The organism is Streptomyces sp. NPDC039480 (assembly GCF_055597165.1).
Genome location: NZ_JBVITX010000013.1, coordinates 50,633 through 66,564 on the forward strand (window position 1 = coordinate 50,633; position 15,932 = coordinate 66,564).

Here is a 15,932-nt window from a genome sequence, read left to right on the forward strand (position 1 = left end):
TGCCTCCCTGGGTCTGGGGGTGTTCTCGTCCTGCCTTGGTTTCCTGTCCTGGCTTGCGGTGTTCCGGCCTAGCCGGTGCCGCGGGGTTCCGAGCGTCCGCGCTCGTAACGGCGGAGCCGTCGGTAGCCCGTCAGCTCGCCCTGCGGGTCCAGCTGCACCTGGTAGCTGGCGAGGAGACTCATCGTGTCGGGGACACGGGAGAGTTCGAGGACCTCGATCTCCAACAGCCAGCCGTCTTCGGCGCGTTCGAAGGACGACACCGATTCGGGCGTCGTCCCGGTCAGCTCGGCGAGCTGTTCCCTGGCGTGGCGGAGGACCGCCATGGGGCCGGGGAGCGAAGCCTTCTCACCGTCTGCGGCCGTGGCCTGCGACGCCTTCTCATCAGACGTCTTTTCACCTGATGTCTTGTTGTCTGTGTCTTCTGTGGTTTTACGTGACGTATTGGCCATGTTCACCTCCTTCACCGGGTTACCCGAAGAGCCTTGGCCAAACGTGATCGCTACGTGTCCGGCCAGGACGCCGGGCGGTCAGCCGCGCAGTGCGCGGAGCTTGCGGCGGGCGGGGCCGAGCGCGCGTCCGGAGCGCAGGACGCCGGCCCACGGGTCGGTGCGGGCCTGCTCCACCGCGTTGTCGATGGTCCAGCTCCGGGCGTGCACCGCGGGGTCGTCGAGCTGCTCCCAGGCGATGGGCACGGCCACCGGGGCCCCTGGCTTGGCCCGTACGGAGAACGGCGCCACCGCCGTCTGCGCGTACCCGTTGCGCTGCACGTCGAGGTAGAGCCGGTCGCCGCGGTCCTTCTTGCGGGCGGCCGTGGTGAGCCGCTCGGGATGGGCTTCGGCGAGGGTGTCGGCGACGTCCTTCGCGAAGGCCCGCGCGTCGTCGAAGTCGTGGTGGCCGTTGAGCGGCACGACGACGTGCAGTCCGCGCGAGCCCGTCGTCATCAGGGCGGACGGCAGGCTCATGTGGTCGAGCAGTTCGCCGAGGAGCCGGGCGGCGTCGCGCACCGCGCCGAAGTCGTCCGTCGAGGGGTCCAGGTCGAAGACGATCCGGTCGGGGCGGTCGATGCGGGCCGTTCGGGAGAGCCAGCGGTGCAGGGTGACGCAGGCCTGGTCGGCCAGGAAGAGGAGGGTCGCCGTGTCGTCGCACACGGTGTGGGTGACCGTGCCGCCCTCCTTGGCCACCTCGGCGCGCGTGATCCAGTCCGGATAGTGGTCCGGGGTGTCCTTCTGCATGAACTGCGGGCCGTCGACACCGTCCGGGTGGCGCTCCAGCATCAGCGGCCGGTCGCGCAGGTGGGGCAGCATGAAGGGGGCGACGGCCCGGTAGTAGTCGAAGAGGTCTGCCTTCGTGTGGCCCGTGCCGCCGTGGTCCCCCTCGGTGCCCCCGCCGCCCTTCCCCTTGCCCTTGCTCTTGCCGTCGAGGCCGGGGAAGAGGACTTTCTGCGGTCGGTGCAGCTCTACGGTGCGGCGGCCGGCCCGCACCGTCCGTACGTCGTTCATGGAGGTCCCTTCGGCTCGGTTCGCCAAGTGCGACGTGCCCCGGCGAGTACCCAGCGTCAAGTCCGGTAGTCGCCCCAGGACGCACCGACACGGTGGTGTTCACCCTGGTCGGCAGGGTGGCTGACACCACCCGGAAGCCGGGGGCCGGCGGGCGTGCCGGACGGCCTCGCGGCCGGAAGGATCGGGGTATCGACCAGCCGTCCCGCTCTTGTGAGGCCCGCCATGCAGCACAGCTCCCTGACGCACAACACCGAGGTGACGAACGCCTCCCGCCCCGCCCTGCCCCGCGTCCCCCGCCCCAGGCCCCGCTCCCCCGAACCCGGACTCCTCGCCCGCATGCTGCCCGGCACCGACGAGCCGCCCGCGCCCGCCACCGTCAGGGCGGCCTTCGCGCTCTGGCTCACCGCGGCGGCCGCGGGCGTCTTCGAGAGGGCGCTCGCGGTCGTCAGGGAGGCGTCCGGGGGCAGCGGCAGCGGCCGTGACCTCGGCAGCGGCCTCGACGCGTCCGCCGGTGGGCTCCTGCTCCGTATGGCGTTGTTCTCCGCGGTCGTCCTGGTCGCGGTGCGGCTGCGCCGCGGCGCCCACTGGCCGCGCTGGGCGTTGACCGGCGCCCTGGCGGCGTTCGGGGCGCTGGCCGCGCCGACCCTGGCGGCCTGGCCCGACCGTTGGCCGGCCGGCACGGGGGTCGTGCTGCACCTGGCCGCCGCGCTCACGGCGACAGCGCTGATGTTCCACCCGTCCGCGAACGCCTGGTTCAGGACGCCCCGGCACCGCTGACCGCGCTGGTACTCCTACTCCTACTCCCACTCCTGCTCAGCGGACCACGCCCTGCTCCACCAGGAGCCGCGCCGCCGCCGCGATCGACTCCGCGTCGATGCCCGCGGCGCGCAGCTGCTCCGCCGGTGACGCCGAGCCCGGCATCGTCCGCACGGCGAGCCGCACCAGGCGCGGCACCGGCCTGCCGTCGGTGAACGCGTCGAGGACCGCGTCACCGAGGCCGCCCTGCTCCCGGTGGTCCTCGACGGTCATGAGGCAGCCGGTGCGTTCCGCCGCCTCGCGCAGGGTGCGGCGGTCGACGGGCTTGACGGAGTACAGATCGACGACGCGCACGGGGATGCCCTCGCGGTCGAGTGCGTCCGCCGCGGTCAGCGCCTCGTGGACGGTCACCCCCGCCGCCACCACGGTCAGCCGGTCCGCGTCACTGGAGCGCAGCACCTTGGAGCCGCCGACCGGGAACTTCTCGTCGGGGCCGTAGATGACGGGTGCGTCCCCGCGTGACGTACGCAGGTAGCGGATTCCGTCGAGTCCTGCCATCTCGGCGACGAGCTGCCCTGTCTGGTGGGCGTCGCACGGGTACAGGACGGTGGAGCCGTGCACCGCGCGGAAGAGCGCCAGGTCCTCCAGGCCCATCTGGGACGGGCCGTCCTGGCCGATGGCGACGCCCGCGTGCGAGCCGACGAGGTTGATGTCGGCGCCGCTGACCGCCGCCATCCGGACGAAATCGTGGGCGCGGGTGAGGAACGCCGCGAACGTCGAGGCGTACGGCACCCAGCCGCGCGCCGCCAATCCGACGGCTGCGGCGACGAGTTGCTGTTCGGCGATGTAGCACTCGAAGAACCGGTCGGGGTGCTCCTTGGCGAAGTACTCCGCCCGTGTCGAGTCGCCGACCTCGCCGTCCAGGGCCACCACGTCGCCGCGTGCGGTGCCGAGCGCGGTGAGTGCCTGGCCGTACGCGGTGCGGGTCGCGACGGCGTCGCCCGGTGCGTGGCGCGGCAGTTCGAGGTGGCCGCTGCGCACGGCGTGCAGGGTCCGTGCGGCGCCCGGCCTGCGCACCTCCACGTGTACGTCGCGTACGCCGCCCAGCTCCTCGACGGCCGCTTCGGCGTCCGGCAGCGGTTTGCCGTGCAGGCCCTCGCGGTTCTCCACGGCGGCGACGCCCTTGCCCTTGACGGTGCGGGCGAGGATCACGGTGGGCTGTCCCGCGGTGGAGCGCGCTTCCTGGCAGGCGCGGTCGACGGCGTCGACGTCGTGCCCGTCGGTCTCGACGACGTGCCAGCCGAAGGCCTTGAACCGGTCGGCGTAGGCGCTCAGTTGCCATTCGTGGCGGGTCGGGCCGCGCTGGCCGAGGCGGTTGACGTCGACGATCGCGGTGAGGTTGTCGAGGTGCTCGTATCCGGCGTGCTCGGCGGCCTCCCACACGGATCCCTCCGCCAGTTCGCTGTCGCCGCACAGCACCCAGACGCGGAACGGGATCCTGTCGAGCCGCTTGCCGGACAGGGCCATGCCGACGCCGACGGGCAGCCCCTGCCCGAGCGAGCCGGTGGCGACCTCGACCCAGGGCAGGGCGCGCGGCGTGGGGTGGCCTTCGAGGCGGCTGCCGTGCTCGCGGAAGGTGAGCAGTTCGTCGTCGGTGAGCGCGCCTGCCGCCTTGTACGCGGCGTAGAGGAGCGGTGACGCGTGGCCCTTGGAGAGGATGAAGCGGTCGTTGCCGGGATGGTCGGGGCGGTCGAAGTCGTAGTGGAGATGGCGGCCGACGAGCACCGCCATCAGGTCGGCGGCGGACATCGACGAGGTGGGGTGTCCGGAGCCGGCGGCGGCCGCGGCCCGGACGGAGTCGACGCGCAACTGCCGGGCGAGTGCGTCAAGTTGTGCGGTGCTGGTCGGCATCGGGGTCCTCCTTCGGCATCGGGGTCGGGTCGTGCTCGGGCTGCGCGCTCCCCTTCGCCCGCTGGTGCGGCACGCGGGCCACCTCCGGCGAGGTGGACTCCAGCGGTACGGACCAGGAGCGGACGAGCCCCAACTGCACGGCCTGGCGCGGCAGCAGGGAGTCGAGGAGCCAGTCCGCGGCGACCCGCACGCGGTTGCCGGGCATCGCCGCCAGGTGGTAGCCGCGGGTGACGGCGCCGGCGAGCGGCCCGGACAGCGGTACGCCGAGCGGGTTGGCGGCGGCCTGGGCGCCGCCGAGGTCCACGGTGAAACCGAGGTCGCGGTGGCGGTAGGTGCTCCGGGTGCCGTGGCCGAGCGACGCGGCGACGTTGCGTCCCGCCGTCGCGCCCTGGCGCCAGGCGTGCTGGGCGGTCATCGGGGTGAACTCGCCGGGCCTGGTCGGATCGGGCACGGCCGCGGCGTCCCCGCAGGCGAACACCTCGGGGTGTCCCGGCACCTGAAGGAACGTGTCGACGCGCAGTCGCCCCCGCTCCAGCGGCCGGCCGAGTCCCGCGACGAGCGGATCGGGGCGTACGCCGACGCACCAGACGAGGGTGCGTGTGTCGACGGAGTCCCCGTCGTCCAGAAGTACTCCGTCCGATGTGGCCTCTTTGACGGAGGTCCTGGTGCGCACGTCCACGCCGCGCCGCCTCAGCACGCGGTCGGCGGTGGACGACAGCCGGTGGTCGAGTTCGGGCAGGACGCGGTCCGCGATGTCGAGCAGCAGCCAGCGGGGCCGGATGCCCTGCCGCAGCGGCCGCTTGCGTACGAGGGCGTCCGTGAACAGGCGGCCGTGCGCGGCGAGTTCGACGCCGGTGTAGCCGGCGCCGACGACCACGAAGGTGCAGCGGGCCCGGCAGGTCGCCGCGTCCGGCGCGGTCGCGGCGAGCTCCAGCTGGCGGGTGATGTGGTCGCGCAGGTACAGCGCCTCCGGCATGCCGCGGAAGCCGTGCGCGTGCTCGGCGACGCCGGGCACGGGGAGCAGCTTGTTCACGCTGCCCACGCTGAGGACGAGCCGGTCGTACGGCAGCTCACCGCGTTGCCCCTCGGGGTCGGTGTACGTCACCCTGTGCCGCTCCAGGTCGACGCCGTCGGCCTCGCCGAGCGCCAGGCGCACGCGCGGCAGTGTGCCGGTGAGGGAGACGGTGACGCGCCGCGGCTCCAGGACGCCCGTGGCGACGTGCGGCAGCAGCGGCAGGTAGAGGAAGTAGTCGGTCGGGTTGAGCAGGGTGATGTCGGCCTTGTGCCGGGTCAGCCGGGCCAGGGTGCGGGCGGTGCGGTAACCGGCGAACCCGGCTCCGACGATGACGATGCGGGGTCGGCTCACGTGCGCCTCCGGCGGGTCGGGTCCGGCGCGGTCGGACGCCCCGCGTGCCCCTGCGCGGCGGACGCCAAACTCCCGGCCAGGGTCGTGGTGCTCCCCCGCCGCGAACGCCGGTACCACACCGCAGGGACGCCGCGCGAGCGCCGTTTGCCTCCCGCGCCCAGGGGTTACCCGCAGCCGTATTCATCCAGCTCCGCCCGCCCACCGGAGGTGCAACCCCCCATGCCCGAGTACGGATACTTCCTGGCGACCGAGGAGTTCGGTCCCGCCGAACTGGTCGAGCAGGCCCGGATGGCCGAGCAGGCCGGGTTCCAGGCGCTGTGGATCTCCGACCACTACCACCCGTGGAACGCGGCACAGGGGCAGAGCCCGTTCGTGTGGTCGGTGATCGGCGCGCTCACGGAGGCGGTGTCGCTGCCCGTGGAGACCGCGGTGACCTGCCCGACCGTGCGCATGCACCCGGCGGTCGTGGCGCAGGCCGCGGCGACGAGCGCGGTGATGACGGGCGGCCGCTTCCGGCTCGGCGTCGGCACGGGCGAGGCGCTCAACGAACACATCCTGGGCGGGTCCTGGCCGCCCGCCCACATCCGCCTGGAGATGCTGGAGGAGGCCGTCCAGGTGATGCGGAACCTCTTCACCGGCGAGGAGGTCAACCACCACGGCACGCACTACACCGTTGAGAAGGCCCGCCTGTACACGGTGCCGGACGAGCCGGTGCCCATCGACGTGTCGGGCTTCGGCCCCAAGGCGACGGCGCTTGCCGCCCGTATCGGCGACGGCTTCATCACGATGACGCCCGACGAGACGCTGGTCTCCCGCTACCGCAAGGGCGGGGGCGGCGGCAAGCCGGTCAGCGGCGGCATCAAGGTCTGCTACGGCCTCGACCGCGAGGCCGCGGTGCGTCAGGCGCGCGAACTGTGGGGCAGTCAGTTACTTCCCGGCGAAATGGCCCAACTCCTGCCGACGCCACGCCACTTCGAGCAGCTCGACCCGCTGGTCACCGACGAGATGGCCGCCTCCTCCTTCACGTGCGGCGACGACGTGGAGGAACACGTCGGCGCGCTCGGCGCCTTCGCCGACGCGGGCTTCGACCGGGTGTACGTGAGCCAGATCGGCCCGGACCAGCGGGGCTTCTTCGACTTCTACCGCACGAAGGTCCTGCCGCAGCTCCAGAGCGCCCCGCCCGCCACACCGGGGGACGGTGCGCCGCGATGACCCGCACGGCCCGGCACCCCCCGGATGCCGGCGAAAGCACCCGCTGCCCACCCCCCATGCGTCACGACCCAGGACAGACCCGATGAACCACGAAGTTCCCCTCGAACGACCCGTCGTCTCCGCCTACACCGTGCCCGCCGACGCCCCGGAGGCCGACGGCACCTTCGCCTGGGACACCACGACCATCGTCGTCGCCGAGGTCACGGCGGGCGACGCGACGGGGACCGGCTGGACCTACGCCCCCGCGACCGTGGCCGCCCTGGTGGACGAGCAGCTCACCCCCGTCATCAAGGGACTCGACGCCCTCGACATCCCCGCCGCGCACGACGCGATGACCCAGGCCGTCCGCAACACCGGCCGCCCCGGCGCCGCCGGGTGCGCGATCTCGGCGATCGACATCGCCCTGTGGGACCTGAAGGCCCGCCTCCTGGAGCTGCCTCTCGTACGCCTCCTCGGGGCGGCCCGCGCCGAGGTGCCCGTCTACGGGAGCGGCGGCTTCACGACGTACCACGACACCCACCTGGCGGCGCAACTGAACGGCTGGGTGCACGGCCAGCACATCCCGCGCGTCAAGATCAAGGTCGGCGAGGCCTGGGGCCGGTCGGCCGCGCGTGACGTGTCCCGCGTCCGCACCGCGCGCGACGTCATCGGCCCGCAGGCCGAGCTGTACGTCGACGCGAACGGCGGCTACACGCGCAAACAGGCGGTACGGGTGGGCCGGGTGCTCGCCGAGCACGGCGTCGGCTGGTTCGAGGAGCCGGTCTCCTCGGACGACCTGCGGGGGCTCGCGCTGGTCAGGGACGCCCTGGTGTGCGACGTGACGGCGGGCGGCTACGGCTACGACCTGCCGTACTTCGCCCGCATGATCCCCTCCGTGGACTGCCTCCAGGTGGACGCGACGCGCTGCGGCGGCATCACGGAGTGGCTGCGCGCGGCGGCCCTGGCCCAGGCGCACGGCCTGGAGGTCTCGGGCCACTGCGCGCCGCACGCCCACGCGGCGGCCGCGGCCTGCGTGCCGAACCTGCGGCACATCGAGTGGTTCCACGACCATGTGCGGATCGAGTCGATGTTCTTCGACGGCGCGCTCGACCCGACCGGGGGCGTGGTCCGCCCGGGCGCCGGCGTCGGCCACGGCTTGCAGCTGCGCACGGAGGACGTGGAGGAGTTCCGGGTGGCCTGAGAGCCGCTCCCTCCCGGCCCCGCTCCGAAATCCCGGTCGCGGCGGGCCGGGGCGCCCTGGGAGGCTCGGCCCATGCGGAGAGATCCATGAGTGCGGGCAGGGGCGCGGAAGTGCTGCTCATCGGAGGGCGGTCGGGCGTCGGCAAGTCGTCGGTCGGCCTGGAGGTGGCGGCCCGGCTGCGGGCGGCGGACATCGGCCACGCCCTGATCGAGGGCGACCTCCTGGACGCGGTGCACCCGGCGCCGCCGGGCGACCCGGACCGCTCGGGGATCACGGGCCGCAATCTCGCGGCGGTCTGGGCCAACTACCGCGCGCTCGGCTGCGGCCGGCTCGTCTACACGAACACGGCGAGTGTCCTGGCCGCCGAGGAACACCTCTTCACCCGGGCGCTGGACGGCCCGCGTCTCGTCCGCGTCCTGCTGACCGCGACGGACACCACGGCCGAGCAGCGCCTCACCGACCGCGAGCGCGGCTCGGAACTCGAACAGCAGCTGCGGAGAAGCAGGTTCATGGCCCGCCACCTGGACGAGCACGCCGCCCCCGGCACGCACCGCGTCACCACGGACGGCCGCGAGGTGGGGGACATCGCGGCGGAGGTGGTGGGGGTCACGGGGTGGGCGGGGCGTTGACGGGGCGGGGGCGGGGCTGACGCGGTGGCGGGGTCCCCGCGGGCTGACCCAGCGGCGGGGGCCGCACGTCCACATTTACCTCTACGTCGTATCGGTGACTCCGCCCGCGGCACCGGAACTCGTTCGGGTTCAGGTGGTCCGGCGGGGCGGGGTCTCCGGGACCGGCGGGGCGGTGGGGGGCATCGGCGGGGCGTCGGGGACGCCTAGGCCGCCGGGCGGGACCCCGGGGGCGGCGAGTCCGCTGCCGCCCGGCTCGGGCAGCGCCCCGGCGCCCCCGGCCTCCCGCGCGTCCTTGCCGGGCCGCGGCCGCGCCGCGTTGCGCAGCAGGACCGCCGCCGCGCCGAGGAGTCCCGCCACGATGAGCGCCGCCGCCCAGTCGGGCAGACCGAGGTCGATGACGAGGCCGATGGCCAGGGCCGCCGCGGCGCCCGCGTACAGGGCGGCGGCGCCGGACGCGGCGTACAGCGTGGCCTTGCGCCGCTGCTTCCTGGTCTGCTCGCGCAGCTCTTCCCGCAGCTCGGCGCGGATCGTCCGGACCAGTTCGTCGGTCAGGCCCTTGTCGAGGCCGGTCAGTGGTTTCTCCGGGCTGGTCAGTGGTTTCTCGGGGCCAGTCATGGCGGCCGGGTACCCGCTCCCGCGCCCACGAGACACCGGAGCCCGGCCCGGACCCGCACGTGACGCGGGACACACCATGGCCGGTTGTCCCCTAGGGTAGGCGGGGCGTGATCGTCCGGATTCGCACCCGGGAAGCACCATCGGAACCACGGAGGTATCCATGTCCTCGAAGCGACGCCGCAAGAAGAAGGCCCGCCGCAAGAACGGCGCGAACCACGGCAGCCGTCCCCAGTCCTGAGGACGGCGCACGGCGAACGGAGGGCGGCACCGCACGGTGCCGCCCTCCGACGTGCGTGCGGGCGTGCGTGCGGCGGAAGGGAGTTGGGCGCTCTTCTCGCCCGAGGCGGTGGCGGCCGAACGGGCAATCATGAAATCGTTCCGACCATGGAGATCCTGGGAACCACGCTGCGGATCTGCGTCGAGGACCTGGAGTCCTCGGTCGCGTTCTACGAAAGGCTCGCGGGCGGCAAGGCCCTGCGCTTCGAACGCGGCGGCGTCTCCGTCGCGGCGGTCGGCTGCTTCCTGTTGATGAGCGGCCCGGAGCACGAGTTGGAGGTGCTCCGCAAGGTCGCGGCGACCATCGCGGTCGAGGACGTCGACGAGGCGTACGCGGTCCTGAACGCCTCCGGGGCGCGGGTCGTCGCGGGCCCGGTCCCCACCCCGGCCGGCCGCAACCTCATCGCGATGCACCCCGACGGCTCCGTCTTCGAGTACGCGGACCGCCGCGTCACCGGAGGCTGACCCGCCGTCCGCCCGGCTATCCTCCACGGCGGGGCGGACGTCCCCAGGGGCCGCGGGCCCGGACCGAGCGGAGGACGGTGCGCGTGGCGGGCAGTACGGCGAGTGGCGCGGCGGACACCACGGCGGGCGGCGCCGAACGGACGTCGCTGAGCGCCCAGGCCCGCGAGGCCGTCCGGCAGCGCATCGTCGACCGCCGCTACGCCCTCGGCGCCCGCCTGGTGGAGCGGGAGGTCGCCGAGGAGCTCCGCATGTCGCGCGTCCCCGTCCGCGAGGCCCTGCGCGCGCTGGTCGCCGAGGGCCTGCTGGAGCTCCTGCCGCACAGCGGCGTGCGGGTGCGGCGCCTGGAGCGCGCCGACGTACGGCACCTGTACGAGGTGTGGGAGCCCCTCGCCGTCCAGGCGTCCCGGCTCGCGGCCCGCCGGGTGGCGCACCTCGCCCCGGAGGAACCCCCGGGCCTCGCCGCGCTCCGGGCCACCCTCGGCCACGCCGAGCGGGCGTCCGACGCGGACGACGGGGCGCGTGAGGTCGCCGCCCACACCGCGTTCCACGAGGGGATCGTCGCCCTCTCCGGCAACCCGCTGCTCGCCCGCACGATGGAGCAGCTGAGCTGGCAGCTCCAGCTCCTCTTCGGCATGCGCGCCGAGCCCGACCACATGCGGGCCCAGCACCGGCTCATCCACCGGCACATCGCGGCGGGCGACGAGGACACGGCGGCGGCGAGCACGCTGCTCCATGTACGGGACAGCCAGGCGGTGGCCCTGAGGTCCCTCTTCGAAGAGGGCGCGGAGAGCGCCGGGGGCTTCGAGGACCGACAGGGCTGATCGAAGGCGCGTCGCCTTCTGTATACCAACTTCCCCAATCACCGCGCTCTCCTGTGCACCACCCCGCCCATATCGGGCCTTATGCCACCGTACTCCCCACGCACCCTTGCGACGGGTCAGGGCTTGGTATACAAACTGCGGACGCCCCCCTTCCGCTGCCCCGCTCCTCCTCCCCCGCCCGAAGGAGTCCCCCATGACACCCCTGTCCCGCCGCGGCGTGATCGCCGGCGCCGCTCTCGCCGGTGCCGGCGCCGCGCTGTCGACCGGCGCCCCCACCGCCTCCGCAGCTGCGTCCGCAACCGCCAGGACCACCGTGTTCCGCAACGTGCGCCCGCTCGGCCGGCGCACCCCCGTCGACCTCACGGTGGTCGACGGCCGGATCTCGGACCGTCGCGCGCCCAAGGGCGCCAAGGTCGTCGAAGGCGGCGGCCGGATCGCCCTGCCGTCCCTCGTGGACGCGCACATCCACCCCGACAAGACCACGTGGGGCGGCTCCTGGGTCACGCGCAGGCCTGCCAGCGGCATCGCCGACTACGTGGCCCAGGACGTGGAGCTGTTCAAGAGCCAGTCCCGGCCGGTCGGCGAGCGCGCGTACGGCCTGATGGCGCACGCCGTGACCCGCGGCACGCGCGCGATGCGGGCCCACGCGGACGTGGCACCGGCCTATGATCTGGCGGGGCTCGAAGGCGTCGCGCACGCGCGGGACCGGCTGCGGCACGCGCTCGACGTGCAGATCGTGGCGTTCCCGCAGCACGGCGTGGTCCGCGCGCCCGGCACGGCGGAGCTCCTCGCGGAGGCGGCCCGCTCCGGTCTCGTCGACTTCATCGGCGGCATCGACCCGATCAGCTTCGACGACGCGATGGACGAGCAGCTCGACGTGGTCTTCGGCCTCGCGGACCGGCACGGGGTGGGGGTGGACATCCACCTGCACGACCGGGACGAGAAGGGCACGAAGGTGCTGCGCGCCATCATCGAGCGCACCCGCGCGCTGTCCCTGCGCGGCAAGGTCACGGTCAGCCATGTGTTCTGCCTGCCGAACCTGCCGGACACCGAACTCGGCCGCATGGCAGCCGACTTGGGCGAGCTGGAAATCTCCCTGACGACCGTGGCGCCGAACGAGTCGCTGGTCCTGCCGATAGCGAAGCTGCGGGAGCACGGCGTGCGCGTCGGCCTCGGCTCCGACGGCGTGCGCGACGCGTGGAGCCCCTTCGGGAACGCCGACATGCTCCACCGCACGCACATCCTCGGCTGGGTCACCGACGTCCGCCTCGACGAGGAGCTGACGGACTGCTACCGCGTGGGCGCCCACGGCGGCGCGGACGTCATGGGCCTGCGCCACGCGGACTTCACCCCGGGCGCCCCGGCCGACTTCATCCTCGTACGCGGCGAGGGCGTGCCCCAGGCGGTCGTCGACATGCCGCAGCGGGACATGGTGGTGCACGGCGGCCGGGTCGTGGCCCGCGACGGCGAACTGGTGTGACCCATGGTGGCCCAGGAAGTGCAGCCTACGAAGGCTGATCCGGGCGCATCCGGAAGTCGTACCGCGCCGGAACCTCCTCCCCCGTAGCCGCCTTCCACAGGTCACCCACCATCTCCGCGCCCTCCCTGAGGTCCGCCGCCTCGAAGCCGGACTCGAAGACGGCACGCACACCCGCCATGTCGCCCTCGGCATGGCGGAGTTGTGCCTCCAGGAGGCGGAAGCGGCCCTCGGCGCGGGTCGTCTCGTGCAGGCGGTCCCAGACCGCGCGGGCCGCTTCCGTGCGGTGCGCGGCGAGCAGCGCGGTGATCGCCTCCCTGCCGAGCGCGGCGGTGGCCGCGGTCCAGGCGGGCCCGTCGTCGCGCCGCTCCTGGCAGAGGTCGTCGAAGGCCGCCGCATACCGGTCGGCGGCCCGCTCGGTGTTGCCCTCGGCGTGGTCGGAGACGGCGAGGCAGCGGAGCAACGGCCAGCGCGAGGGCGCCAGTTCGAGGCCTCGTTCCCAGCTGCGCACGGCCTGGGCGCGGTCGCCCTCGTGCCACTGGGCGACGCCCAGGTGGTACTCGGCGACCGGCCGTGCGGGCGCGGTCTCCAGCCTGTCCCGCCAGTGCCGCGAGACCAGTGTGGGTCCGGGCGGCGCGACCTTGCGCGGCTCGGGGACGGCGCCCGAGCGCAGCAGCTCGAGCCACGGCTCCTGCTCGGGGCCTAGCGTCGACTCGGGGAAGGGCGTGCCGGGCAACTTGTAGCCGCCGCGCAGGACTTCGAGCGCGCCCCAGCCCGAGCCCACGGCGAGCACGTCACCGGGCTCGGTGTCGGCGGCGGTCAGCCACGCTGCGTGGGCCGCGTCCACGGCCTCCCTCGGCAGCGCGTCGTCGAGCCGCGCGGCGACCTCGTCCCGCGCTCCCGCCCAGTCGCCGTGCACACGGTCCGCGGACGCGGTCAGCGGCCCGTACGCCTCCAGCCAGCTGAACTCGGCCTCCGCTTCCAGGCGGACGTGTTCGAGCTGGGTGCGGGCGAGGCCCGACTGGATCTCCGCGTAGCCGCCGGTGCCGGGTTCGGTGAGCCACTCCTGCCAGCGCCGCCCTCCGGTGCCCGTGCCCCAGAGGAAGAGTTTGCGGCCGCGCGGCAGGTCCGTGGAGGTCTGGACGAGTCCGTGCCCGGTGTCGTCGAGCGCGGCGATCCACCGTCGCTCGCCGTCCGGGATGTCGTAGAAGTAGTCGGCGGGGTACTCGCTGCGCAGCGGGTACGTCCGGTCGATCCCGTCGGACTCCGGCACGGACACACGCCGGAAGCCGCCCGTCTGGTACGTGAAGTGCCACGCCTCGTCGGCGGGGGCGAGCACCCTGCGCTCCTCGGGCACCGCGATGTTCGACCACCAGTAGACGGGCGCGGGCCTCTCGTGCGGATTGCGGACGCGGACGCCGACGTGGAGGAAGTCCGACCCCTCGGGCAGCCACAGGTCGACCTGGAAGGGCAGGTCGCGCAGCCGCTCCCACTCCCACAGGCGCAGCATCTCGCCGCCGTCGGGTGCCCGCACGCGGGCCGCGTGCACGGGGGCGCAGGAGAGGGTGGTGTGGCCGGTGGCGCCGATGTTCCACTCGATGCCGCCGGAGACCCACGCGCCGTTGAGCGCGAACGCGGCGGGCTGCAACACAGGGTTGCGGTACAGCAGTTCGCGCCCGGTCGGCTTGTGCAGGAGCGAGTGGACGCGGCCGCCGTACCCGGGCAGGACGGTGGCGCGCAGCCGGTCGTTCTCGACGACGAGCACGTCGACGGCCGTGTCGGTGCGCTCGCGGCCGTACCCGTCGAGGATCCGCGTGGGCAGCGGTGACCTCAGCGGCTCGTAACCGAGTTGCCACGCCATGTCGCGCGGCAGCCCTTCCTTGGCGCGCTCGTCGAGGGGGTGCGGGGTCCGCAGCGGCAGCAGGGGCGGCAGCGGGTTCTCGGGCCCCGTCCCGGCGGCGGGCAGGGTCAGTACGTCGCGTCGCACGGTGGTCTTCACGATCACCATGGAACACGGTCGGCGGGGCGGCGGCCAGGGTCTCCCCGGCCGGGATCGCGCGAAGGCCGTCGCGGACCGCGCGGCGGCGGCCGCTCAGGACGGGACGAGGGCCGACACGATCACGTCGGTGAGCAGGTCGCCCGCCTTGCCGTCCGGGTCGAGGTCCGGGTCGTAGATGGTGACGTTGAGGCCGACGCAGCGCGGCGAGCGCACGAACGGCCGCAGCAGGTCGAGGAGTTCGTCGGCGAACAGGCCGCCGGGGTCGGGGCTGTCGACGGCGGGCATCACCGACGGATCGAGGATGTCCGCGTCCAGGTGCACCCAGAACCCGTCGAGTTCGGGCACCTCCAGGGTGTGCGCGACCGCGCGGGCGACGTTCTCCGCGCCCCACTTCCTGAGCTCGCCGACGGTCGCGTTGGCGATCTTCAGGGCGGTGAACTCGGCGCGGTCCTCGTCCCCGTCCCGCAGCCCGAAGAGACACACGTCCTCGTCGCGCAGGTAGGGCCGCAGCCCCTCCAGGTCGGTGAGGTCCCGCTGCCCGCGGCCCGTCGCGAGGGCGAGCTCCTCGCCGCCCGCGGCGCCGATCCGGTCGGAGTTGCCGGGGTGCCGGAAGTCGGCGGAGCCGTCCAGGGCCGCGAGGCCGTACCGCCCGATGCGGCGCAGCGCCAGCGCGGCGCCCAGCTGGATCGAGCAGTCCCCGCCGAGGACGACGACGAAGTCCTCGCCGCGCACGTGGTGTTCGATGCGGTCGGCGAGCCTGCGGGTGTAGGAGGCGATGGCGTCCGCGTGGAAGACGCCGTCGCCCTCCTGCCAGTCCCCGCGGTCGTAGCGGGGTGGGACCACGACGCCGCCCTCGAAGGCCCCGAGGCGGCGCAGGAGGCCCCGCTCCCGCAGGGCGCCGGCCAGTTTGTGGCAGCCGGGCACGGTGCCGGGGGCGGGCGGGCGCAGGCCCAGGTTGGAGGGGGCGTCGACGACCACGATGTTCCGCATGCCGCCCATCCTCCGGGACGTGGCCCGACGCTTTCAACACTGCCGCCACCGCGGGAATTCTCGGCGAACGCGGCCTGGCTCAAATGTGGTTCACGCCGGCGGAGTCGGCGCTCCCGGGCGCCGGGGGCGGCCGGAGACCGCCGAGGCACTGGCCGTCCCGGCGGTGACCGCCCAGCGTTCGTGGTCGCGCCAGGCGCCGTCGATGAAGAGGAAATCCGGCGAGAAGCCCTCGTACCGGAAGCCCGCGCGGCGGACAAGGCCGATCGAAGCCTCGTTCCCGGGCTGGATGTTGGCCTCCAGGCGGTGCAGCCCGAAGTCCCCGAAGGCGTACGTCAGGACGAGGCCGAGCCCCTCGCTCATCAGGCCGCGCCCGGCCGCGTGCGCGAAGGCGCCGTAGCCGAGGGCGCCGCTGCGGAAGGCGCCACGGACGATGTTGTTGATGTTGATGAACCCGCCGACGGCACCGCTGTCGCGCTCGTACACCAGGAACCCGGCCCGGGCCGGATCCTCGACGAGCGCCCCGGCGTACGCGCGGAAGGCGTCGTCCGTGCACGGCGGGAAGAGCCAGGGGCGGTGCAGCTCCCGGCTCTCGCGGGCGCGTGCGGTGAACTCGGGGCCGTCGTTCAACGTGAGGGGGCGAATGCCCACGTGAGGGCCTTCGGCGAGGGGTGTGGGGTGACCGGACATGCGTCCACGCTACGTCGCGGGGCGCCTGCGGCCACGCCGGCCCCGCACC

16 protein-coding genes are annotated in these 15,932 nt (G+C 73.8%); 8 read left to right on the plus strand and 8 right to left on the minus strand.

Annotated features, from left to right (window positions below):
- Positions 1–68: 68 nt before the first annotated feature.
- Together ACZ56E_RS33355 and ligD are read right to left on the minus strand one after the other, a co-directional pair.
- Positions 69–449, minus strand: coding sequence for a gas vesicle protein GvpO (locus tag ACZ56E_RS33355; RefSeq protein ID WP_471219950.1), 381 nt, complete (start codon positions 447–449; stop codon positions 69–71).
- A gap of 78 nt (positions 450–527) precedes the next feature.
- Complete coding sequence (ligD, locus tag ACZ56E_RS33360; protein WP_468603344.1) at positions 528–1,499, minus strand: non-homologous end-joining DNA ligase; 972 nt, start codon at positions 1,497–1,499, stop codon at positions 528–530.
- A gap of 222 nt (positions 1,500–1,721) precedes the next feature.
- Between ligD and ACZ56E_RS33365 the strand changes: the two genes are divergently transcribed.
- Positions 1,722–2,276 (plus strand): hypothetical protein, encoded by a 555-nt coding sequence (locus ACZ56E_RS33365; RefSeq protein WP_471219953.1) that lies wholly within the window; start codon positions 1,722–1,724, stop codon positions 2,274–2,276.
- 36 nt (positions 2,277–2,312) lie between these two features.
- Here the strand turns inward: ACZ56E_RS33365 and ACZ56E_RS33370 are convergent, their stop codons facing one another.
- Together ACZ56E_RS33370 and ACZ56E_RS33375 are read right to left on the minus strand one after the other, a co-directional pair.
- Entirely contained in the window at positions 2,313–4,166 is a 1,854-nt protein-coding gene (locus tag ACZ56E_RS33370; protein ID WP_471219957.1) for a transketolase, read from the minus strand.
- Positions 4,141–5,532 (minus strand): NAD(P)/FAD-dependent oxidoreductase, encoded by a 1,392-nt coding sequence (locus tag ACZ56E_RS33375; RefSeq protein WP_471219959.1) that lies wholly within the window; start codon positions 5,530–5,532, stop codon positions 4,141–4,143. The genes ACZ56E_RS33370 and ACZ56E_RS33375 overlap by 26 nt, the downstream gene beginning before the upstream one ends.
- A 219-nt stretch (positions 5,533–5,751) precedes the next feature.
- Between ACZ56E_RS33375 and ACZ56E_RS33380 the strand changes: the two genes are divergently transcribed.
- The 3 genes from ACZ56E_RS33380 to ACZ56E_RS33390 all read left to right on the plus strand — a co-directional run bounded on the left by ACZ56E_RS33380 (position 5,752) and on the right by ACZ56E_RS33390 (position 8,553).
- On the plus strand, positions 5,752–6,744 hold the full coding sequence (locus ACZ56E_RS33380) for a TIGR03557 family F420-dependent LLM class oxidoreductase (protein WP_471219961.1): 993 nt from the start codon (positions 5,752–5,754) through the stop codon (positions 6,742–6,744).
- A gap of 82 nt (positions 6,745–6,826) precedes the next feature.
- Positions 6,827–7,924, plus strand: a complete 1,098-nt coding sequence (locus ACZ56E_RS33385; RefSeq protein WP_471219963.1) for an enolase C-terminal domain-like protein — start codon at positions 6,827–6,829, stop codon at positions 7,922–7,924.
- An 86-nt stretch (positions 7,925–8,010) separates the two neighbouring features.
- On the plus strand, positions 8,011–8,553 hold the full coding sequence (locus tag ACZ56E_RS33390) for a nucleoside/nucleotide kinase family protein (RefSeq protein ID WP_471219965.1): 543 nt from the start codon (positions 8,011–8,013) through the stop codon (positions 8,551–8,553).
- A 129-nt stretch (positions 8,554–8,682) separates the two neighbouring features.
- On the opposite strand, the gene ACZ56E_RS33395 is transcribed toward ACZ56E_RS33390, so the two are convergent.
- Positions 8,683–9,168 carry a phage holin family protein gene (locus tag ACZ56E_RS33395; protein WP_471219967.1) on the minus strand — a complete coding sequence of 162 codons (486 nt, stop codon included), beginning with the start codon at positions 9,166–9,168 and terminating at the stop codon, positions 8,683–8,685.
- Positions 9,169–9,328: 160 nt separating this feature from the next.
- Between ACZ56E_RS33395 and ACZ56E_RS33400 the strand changes: the two genes are divergently transcribed.
- From ACZ56E_RS33400 to ACZ56E_RS33415, 4 genes are all read left to right on the plus strand, one after another.
- A complete protein-coding gene (locus ACZ56E_RS33400) occupies positions 9,329–9,406 on the plus strand; it encodes a 50S ribosomal protein bL37 (protein ID WP_370443954.1) in 78 nt (25 codons plus the stop codon).
- 146 nt (positions 9,407–9,552) lie between these two features.
- Positions 9,553–9,909 (plus strand): VOC family protein, encoded by a 357-nt coding sequence (locus tag ACZ56E_RS33405; RefSeq protein ID WP_471219969.1) that lies wholly within the window; start codon positions 9,553–9,555, stop codon positions 9,907–9,909.
- Between the two features lie 83 nt (positions 9,910–9,992).
- Positions 9,993–10,730, plus strand: a complete 738-nt coding sequence (locus tag ACZ56E_RS33410) for a GntR family transcriptional regulator (protein WP_471219971.1) — start codon at positions 9,993–9,995, stop codon at positions 10,728–10,730.
- A gap of 193 nt (positions 10,731–10,923) precedes the next feature.
- On the plus strand, positions 10,924–12,210 hold the full coding sequence (locus tag ACZ56E_RS33415) for an amidohydrolase (RefSeq protein WP_471219973.1): 1,287 nt from the start codon (positions 10,924–10,926) through the stop codon (positions 12,208–12,210).
- A gap of 25 nt (positions 12,211–12,235) precedes the next feature.
- On the opposite strand, the gene ACZ56E_RS33420 is transcribed toward ACZ56E_RS33415, so the two are convergent.
- The 3 genes from ACZ56E_RS33420 to ACZ56E_RS33430 form a co-directional block, all read right to left on the minus strand.
- Positions 12,236–14,215, minus strand: coding sequence for a DUF5107 domain-containing protein (locus ACZ56E_RS33420; protein WP_471219976.1), 1,980 nt, complete (start codon positions 14,213–14,215; stop codon positions 12,236–12,238).
- An 84-nt stretch (positions 14,216–14,299) separates the two neighbouring features.
- A complete protein-coding gene (locus tag ACZ56E_RS33425; RefSeq protein WP_471219979.1) occupies positions 14,300–15,196 on the minus strand; it encodes an arginase family protein in 897 nt (298 codons plus the stop codon).
- A 90-nt stretch (positions 15,197–15,286) separates the two neighbouring features.
- Positions 15,287–15,883 (minus strand): GNAT family N-acetyltransferase, encoded by a 597-nt coding sequence (locus tag ACZ56E_RS33430; RefSeq protein WP_471219981.1) that lies wholly within the window; start codon positions 15,881–15,883, stop codon positions 15,287–15,289.
- Between the last annotated feature and the right edge of the window lie 49 nt (positions 15,884–15,932).